4 protein-coding genes are annotated in these 7,993 nt (G+C 43.8%); all 4 read right to left on the minus strand.

Translation table 11 applies throughout. From position 1 onward, the window contains the following. Window positions 1-7: 7 nt before the first annotated feature. From JEP36_RS17340 to JEP36_RS17355, 4 genes are read right to left on the minus strand one after another with little or no spacing between them, the layout of a single operon-like run. Window positions 8-1,276 (minus strand): ISL3 family transposase, encoded by a 1,269-nt coding sequence (locus JEP36_RS17340; protein ID WP_198630537.1) that lies wholly within the window; start codon window positions 1,274-1,276, stop codon window positions 8-10. 4 nt (window positions 1,277-1,280) lie between these two features. Beyond that, window positions 1,281-4,520, minus strand: coding sequence for a type I restriction endonuclease subunit R (locus JEP36_RS17345; RefSeq protein ID WP_198630538.1), 3,240 nt, complete (start codon window positions 4,518-4,520; stop codon window positions 1,281-1,283). After that, complete coding sequence (locus JEP36_RS17350; protein ID WP_198630539.1) at window positions 4,517-5,836, minus strand: restriction endonuclease subunit S; 1,320 nt, start codon at window positions 5,834-5,836, stop codon at window positions 4,517-4,519. Before JEP36_RS17350 ends, JEP36_RS17345 begins: the two co-directional genes overlap by 4 nt. Next, a complete protein-coding gene (locus JEP36_RS17355; RefSeq protein ID WP_198630540.1) occupies window positions 5,833-7,860 on the minus strand; it encodes a type I restriction-modification system subunit M in 2,028 nt (675 codons plus the stop codon). The genes JEP36_RS17350 and JEP36_RS17355 overlap by 4 nt, the downstream gene beginning before the upstream one ends. Window positions 7,861-7,993: the final 133 nt, after the last annotated feature.

Consider the following 7,993-nt stretch of genomic DNA (forward strand, 5'->3'; position numbering starts at 1 on the left):
TGTGTACTTAATCCAATTCACCACTTTCAACCTGCTTAACAAGCGTAGGTATATGTGGTCCATACTCAACCTTCCCGTGACCAGAACGGATGCCGCTACCAACCTTGCGAGCTTCTGCCGAATACAGCGTCTTTGCGCGAATGATCTCATAGCTATAGCCGCGTCCAAGTCGATTAGACATCTTGATCAATCCGTTCAACCCTTCTGTATAGGCATTAGTTATTGGGAACGGTGCATCCCAATAAGCAAAAATATCTTCATAGTGGTTGTGGACAGTTTTGACGAGCTTTTTGAAAGGCTCCATACCTTCGGCAGGTAAACTATTCTTCCATGCCTCAAAGGCATTTTGAGCTCGCTGCTTATCGGGTTCATCATAGATAGCAAAAAAACCTTCTTTGAAATCATAAGCAATGGACAATTCTGGTATTTGCTCGCGTACGATAGCAAGAGCCTTATGTTCAGCAGGAGTCAGGTTGGCGGGTCGCTTTAGCGTCAGCCATCGGATCGACTTTTTGACATTAATTCTATCTTCCTTACTAAGTTGCACCTGATACTTTTTACGTTCTTCTTCTAGTGCTTCAGATGCCATTTTTACAACATGAAATTTATCAATTACCAACTTTGCGTTTGGCAAAAATTCAGCAAAAGATCGTTTAAATGGACGCCACATATCGGTGCATACCCATTCTACTTTTTCGCGGTTAGGTAAATCCCTAAAAAATGGTTTCAAGCAGTCTTGTGTGCGTTGTTCCAGCATTTCGAATACGTTGTTAGTCGCAAGGTTTGTGATAACGCATCGAAAACCTCCGGCCAAGTTAACTTCATCAATGCCCATGATAACCGGCGTTTCGTAACAAACAGTTTGTTCTAGTTCTTTAATCAAGTCATGTGCGATGTTTTTTACTGTATTAACAGCAACACCTGTCTGATCTGCCAGCGCCCTAAATGTGGTGCCAAGGCACTGTTGGCGAATAACATCGACCAACCGTTTCGTTGCTCTACGCTTATCATCCAAAAAACTCAGTTCAGGCATAGCCATTTTTCCGCAGGTCTCACAGCGAAAACGCGGTCTTTGCACTTCAAGCCGTACTGGTTCCATATATAGTGGGGTGTCAGAGAACTTGTTCTTGCGAGTTCCATGCTTGTGCATTGGAATTTTGCAATCTAGGCACATCGGCGCACCGACCTCGTCGGCCACGGCTACAATGATTAGCGCCTTGCTCTCTTTATACATATCAACAGGTTTAATACCCGGAAGATTTAGTAAATCAAGCATTAGGCTAGTCCAAATCCAAATCTATATTTTTACCATCTCTTAGCATTTCATAAATCACATCGACCAGAGCTGACATGCCTTGGCGATCTGACTTAAGTACCTGTGTGGCAAGTTTTTGATGGCTAGTAAGTGCACGAACAACGGCTTGTTGAACAGCGCCAGGTAAATTGCCTTTTAGCGCCTGTTCTCGCGAGTTGCTTTCAACTTGAGCCATAACCACGTTACTTTCACCGGCAATTGACTTGATTTGGTTAACAAATGCAACCTGATCTCGAATAGGCGTAGCTTCCCCAAACAAACTATTGAGCTTTTCGACAATTTCCTGCACAAATTTGGGTTTGTCTCCTGCACCGCCACCACCACCTGGGCCGACAGGTTCCAAAACAGGCTTGTCTTCATCCTCAATATTTTCAACAACACGCCCTTTAATATCAAAACCTGTAAGCACCAGTCCCTTCAAATCTACAGTTTCAGGGGCTTCATTGTGCAATCGCTTGAGCAACAACTTAGAAAATGCAGCAAAATTCTCAAGTTCTGGATCACCAAAATCAATAAGTTGGGCCACATAGGAGTAGGTTCGGCAGAAACGCCCTAGGTCCGATTTAAAGCCCAATAAGGATTTAATCTGATCTGCATATTCATCTTGATGATGGTCTGCTGATTTCATTCCTGCTGCATCACTTTGTGCACGAGCCTTTTCAAAAGCGCCTTCCCAAGTAGCCATCGCATCGCGAAGCATTTTCATCTTTTCATTATAGAGACGAGTAGCAGCTTCTGTTGCCGCATAAAGCGCCTTGTGTTGCGGAGTTTGAGAGTGAGTGATATCGCGAATGGTTTTAAAGCGGGCTTCTTTGAAAGCTATCAAGTCTTTCTCGCTGTAAAGGCTATGTTCGTCCAACCGCTCTTTGATTTCATAAACCACATTCAGATCTTGAACATCATCGATATGCGCACCGTCGTCATAGAGTGAAAAGGCATACCGTACATTGGCCGGATCATTCACAAAGTCGATTATGAATACTTCATCTTTTCCTGGAGCCATGCGGTTCAAACGTGAAAAGGTCTGAACAATTTCGACGTGGTTAGCAATTTTTTTATCAACATACATTGCCACCAACTTCGGCTGATCAAATCCCGTTTGGAATTTATCAGCAACAAGCATCACTCGATATTCAGGACGATCAAAGGCAAAGCGTAAGTCTTGACCTTGTACATCAGGATTCATGTTTTGTTCGGTAAATTCCTCGTTTTCGTCAATACTAAATACCTCTTCAAAAGCCTCATCATCGTTGTGCATCACCTGTTTTCCAGTCATTTTTCCAGAAAAGGCTACCAATGAATGGATGAAACTGTATTCGCTATGCAATTCAATATAACGGTCAAACGCTTTCTTGTAGCGAATAGCGGCAGCTCGTGAACTCGTTACAACCATTGCCTTCGCCTTTCCGTCTAAACGGTGAGCCACGTTTTTAGAGAAATGTTCAATAATGAATTGGACTTTCTGAGTAACATTGGTCGGATGTAGTGCCATCCATTGAGCTAATGCACGTTTTGCTGCCTTACCACTCACACGCTTACTGTCTTCAAGCTGTTTCGATAAATTAAAGGCGGTTTGATACGGTACGTAACCTTTTAAAACATCAAGGATAAAGCCTTCTTCAATCGCTTGTCGCATGGTGTACTTGTGAAAGGCTTTGGGCGGATTTTCTTTTGATGTCGGATTTGACGCGTCTTCAGGCCGACCAAAGAGCATTAAGGTCGCGTGTTTAGGTGTACCTGTAAACGCGAAGTAGCTGATGTTGTCGGGCCGAGCACGCGATTTTTGCAGTTGCTCTAACAGTTCATCCACAGTCATGCTGGACATTTTCCCGTGCCCACTCATTCCAAGAGCGGTCTGTAATTTGGCGGCGGTAGAACCTGTTTGAGAATTATGGGCTTCATCAATAATCACTGCAAAACGCTTACCCTTAAGCGCCTTGTCGGTAATAACGGCTTCCATGGCGTAAGGGAAGGTCTGAATAGTGACGACAACTATAGGTGTGCCATTGATCAAGGCTTCTGAAAGTTGCTTGCTTTTTGATTGCGATGACTTCTGACGATCTATCGCAGCAATCACACCAAACTGGTGGTCAATTTGCTTTACCGCGTCCTGTAGTTGCCCATCTAAGACATTGCGGTCAGTTACAATAATGACGCTGTTAAATACCGCATCGCCATTGTCTTCCCGTAATTTCACTAAATCATGAGCCGTCCATGAAATGGTACTGGTTTTGCCTGATCCTGCGCTATGGTCAGCCAGATAGGTCATGCCTGCACCGTTCTTGCGGGCATCAGCAATCATGTTATTCACTGCCGTCCATTGATGAAAACGCGGAAAAATGAGTGTTTCTTTTTTGGACCAGTTGCCCTGAATATCAACCACATCTTTTTTCTCTACATACACAAAACTATGGAATATGCGTAACCATGCATCGGGTTGGCAAACATCCTCCCAAAAGTATGCGACGGGGTATTCAATGCTACCATCCGGCTTCTTCTCACCAGGCGGGTTGCCAGCTCGCCCCTCATGCCCCTTATTAAATGGCAGGAAGAAGGTATTAACCCCATCCAGTTTGGTTGCCATCATGATTTCAGAATCCGACATAGCAAAATGCACGACGGCCCCGCGCTTGAAGGTCAATAGCGGCTCTTTGCGTTTGGTTTTGGGATCAAAGGGCAAGCGATCTTGTTGGTATTGCTCCATCGCCGCTTCTGCTGACTGGGTGAAGTCCGTTTTTAGCTCAACCGTTGCGACAGGCAGGCCATTAATGAAGAATGCCAAGTCAATCGCAAACTCACGCGCAGGATGGTATTTCAGCTCGGGCACTACGCGCAGAATGTTGGCTTTATAGCGTTCTATCACCGCTTCGTTGCGCATATCTTCAGGCGCAGTTTCGGTCATTTCAATCAAACCACAGCCTGCAATTGAGAAGCCTTGACGCAACACCTGAACCGTACCTTGTTGCTCAAGCGCCTTGGTCAGTCGCTCCATCACCACGTCGAGGGTTTTTGTGCCGTTTAACCGCTCCAGCTTCTCCCATTTATCCTTTTGGCCGCTGGCTTTTATCCAGGCTTCGAGATCTTCCGGGTAAAGTGCTCGTTCGGTATCGTAGTATTTGGTATCACCCAGCTTCCAGCCTTGCTCGACCAGCCGCTCAATAATATAGCGTTGAAAGTGCTTTTCCTGATGGGCTGATGCGTTCATACGGGTTCTCCTCGTAAATCTATTTGCCCAGTTACCGCAGCAGTGATAAATGCTGAGCGACGCTCTTTGAGTAAATTAATGCTTCGCTCTGTTTTCTCAACCAAGCTATCGTTATGTGCTAATTGCCTATTCACGTGTGCCGCAATTTCGGCTTGCTCTTCTTTGGGCGGAACAAGAACTTGAAGTCTTCTCACATCTTCAAATTTTAGTGATTGCCTTACACCGCCACCCATCCCATAGAAAACTTTGCATAAATCATATGATCTCATTAACCATGAAAAGTAATTTGAATCGATGTTACGCAAACTAACGGCCATGTATGCGGAGCTTATAATGCCTCTTTCTTGTACTAAAGCAGATCTAAGGCTTCTTTTATCATTTTGTAAATCAGTAAATCTAAATACAACCTCGCCCTGTTCAACTATTTGGTAAGTTTCATATGATTCGGGCACAAGCCCCATATTTCTATTTTCTGACTTTTGAATTACTCGGCCATAACTAAGAGATAAAATATTTGTTTCTACCAACCCGGTATTTTTTCTTTTCAACTCAGTTAATAGAGAAAAGAAAGGCTTTACCTCCCAATGCTCAGGAATATCTCCAATCCACTCAACCCTAGAATCTTTCATCTTCACATTAGGATTTAGGCCTTTTGTGACAGCATGAGTAATCTGCGCCTGACGCTTTTCTTTGAGCAGTTCGATGAAGCGGGTTTTCTTGGTGATTAGGGTGTTTATTCTGTTTATTTCGGTATTTATGGCACTAACAATAGTTGAGCGATGCTCTTTCGGTGGGATACAAACAGGAATATCACCAATAGCATCTTGGTCAAGCCCATAACGGGTTATACCTGGGGACTCAACAAAAAAATGGGCTTTTGTTGGGTGAGACTGAATTGATCGATGAATGAAACCAGATAAATCAAACTCATGGGATTTAATGACTGTTAAATGATAACCACACACTACATCATGCATATCTTGCTTAACTAATGCAGGAATACCTATATCATTTGGATCTTCTGAGTCTTTAGTGATAATCACATCACCTTCTGCAAGTCGAAATTTATCTATTTCAGACTCATTTGCTGTTGCATTCATGAATTCCAGATCAGGCGTTATAAACTCGTTGTAATAAACGTCTGTGTAATTACATAATTTAACATCTGCCTGATCTTCATAGCTCTTTTTGTCTACGTTGCTATTATTGAAAATTGCTACATGTCGTAACCGCTTTAATTCCCAATCTTTTGGAATATTCCAAATGAATTCAGCACCAGACTCTTTATATTCTGGATAGGCTTTATAGTGACTCATTCTGTTGCCACCTCTGCCAGAAGTGCGGCGATTTCACCTTCAACCTGTTTCAATTCCGCGTCAATATCATGCAGTTTACGCGGTGGTTGGTATTGATAAAAGAAGCGATTAAAGTTGATTTCATAACCTACGCGACCAAGCTGCTTGTCTTTATCATCAATAAAGCTCTCGTCGATATAAGCATCTGGCACATGCGGCAGCACTTCACGGGCAAAGTAATCCTCAATCGATTCCAAATAAGGTACGTTTTCATAATCCGTTAAATCTGTGTCAGGCACTATATTGCCTTGCGCATCGACCACAGGCTCCGCTTCAGGGTCTTTACGGCCAAATGCAGCAAGCAAGGCAGTAATGAAAGTCTTGTTGCCTTTTACCTTAAGCAGCTTGGCATCAGGTGTTTTCACGGCTTCTTTGGTAAAGTTTTCTGCCCAGATGTATTCCTTGGTCTCACCCAACTGCGGCTGAATGGCCTCACGCCAGAATGCTTTATGTTCAACCGGTAGTTTCTGCCAGGTATCCGTTGCTTCTAACGTGGATAAACCTTGCTCATCAAGCTTAAGCGTCATCCGCAACGGGCGAAGCACTTTAATACGGCGGTAGCCAAAAACTTGGTAGTCAACCATTTTAGAGAGTGTGTCATTTTCGCCAGCTGCATAAATATCCAATATCTGGCGGCGCTGATCATCGCTCACAATTCGGCGCTTGTTACCCTCATTCTTGATAGATGTCCAAAGGTCAGTGGCATTAATAAGTTGCACTTTGCCTTTGCGATTGTCAGTTTTCTTGTTGGATAAAATCCATAGATAGGTAGCAATGTTAGTTCTAAAGAAAATATCCGTAGGCAGTGCAATAATGGCTTCAACAAGGTCATTTTCAAGCAACCAGCGGCGTATTTCAGACTCACCAGAGCCAGCGCCACCATTGAATAAAGGTGAGCCGGATAAGACAATTGCAGCACGTCCACCGCCATTGTTTGGCAATTCGAGCTTGCTAGCCAGGTGCATCAAAAACAGCATAGAACCGTCATTAATACGTGGCAAGCCAGGGCCAAAGCGGCCTAACTCACCCAATTTATGCTCTTTTTCTACAGCTGATTTGTCTTTCTCCCATTTCTTACCGAAAGGCGGATTAGATAAGCCGTAGTGGAAACGCTCTCCTGCAAACTGATCATTTGAAAGTGTACTGCCCTGAAGGATATTTTTGGAAAGATCTCGACCTGGATCGGACTCAAGGCGACGGATGAGCATACCAGCTACACAAACCGCATGAGTTTCCGGTTCAAGTTCTTGGCCGTGAGGAACCAGCACCGGTGGAATTTTATAATGGTTGCCATAGTCGGCAACATGATTCATTGCGTCAGTTAAAAATCCGCCTGTCCCACACGTAGGATCGTACAGGGTACGAATAAGTCCTGGGCTTGCCTCAAACAGTGCATCATCAGGATCGAGCAAGAGTGCTGTAGCTAAATGTACGACATCCCTTGGGGTCATGAAATCTTCAGCGCCTTCATTGACTTCAGCACCAAAACGGCGAATCAAATGCTCATAGATATTGCTCATCACCCTGTCTGGCACGGTGTCAGGGTGTAAATCAATACCAGCAAAGTTTTTGCAGATGGTGAAAAGCAGCCCAGCTTTCTCAAGACGGATTATCGTGTTGCCGAATTCAAACTCTTCAAATATTGCTCTGGCATTATCAGAAAAAAGAGAAATGTAGTCTTCGAGATTACGACGAGTTTTTGTACTGCCAAGCGTTGAAAGCGAATACTCAGAGGTGTTGTAGAAGGGATAGCCAGCGGTTTGGCGTAGAATTGGGTCAAGCTCAACTTCGGCATCCTTAAAATTGTCGTAAGCCTCCCTTACTGCTTCTCTTGTAGATTCAAGAGCGCACTCCAATCGACGTAACAAAGTAAAGGGTAAAATAATCTTACCGAAGTCGGTATGTTTAAAATCACCCCAAAGGTCTTCTGCGTTTTTCCAAATAAAATCTGCCTGCGAGGCAGCTGAACCTGAGAATTCTGTCATTTCGGTCTCCAACCATCTTTTGCACAAAACAATACATTATGCAATAGAGTGTAGTCAACCAAGTTTTGCACAAAAGAAGAGTTATGCTATTTTATAAAATATTTCATGATCCAACCTCAGAATGCAAATAGCC

It is taken from the genome of Proteus sp. PR00208, assembly GCF_016238545.1.
Taxonomy (GTDB): Bacteria; Pseudomonadota; Gammaproteobacteria; order Enterobacterales; family Enterobacteriaceae; genus Proteus.

Coding starts and splice junctions, on each gene's coding strand:
- JEP36_RS17355 (WP_198630540.1), bottom strand. CDS start 7,860: ATGACAGAATTCTCAGGTTCAGCTGCCTCGCAGGCAGATTTTATTTGG.
- JEP36_RS17350 (WP_198630539.1), bottom strand. CDS start 5,836: ATGAGTCACTATAAAGCCTATCCAGAATATAAAGAGTCTGGTGCTGAA.
- JEP36_RS17345 (WP_198630538.1), bottom strand. CDS start 4,520: ATGAACGCATCAGCCCATCAGGAAAAGCACTTTCAACGCTATATTATT.
- JEP36_RS17340 (WP_198630537.1), bottom strand. CDS start 1,276: ATGCTTGATTTACTAAATCTTCCGGGTATTAAACCTGTTGATATGTAT.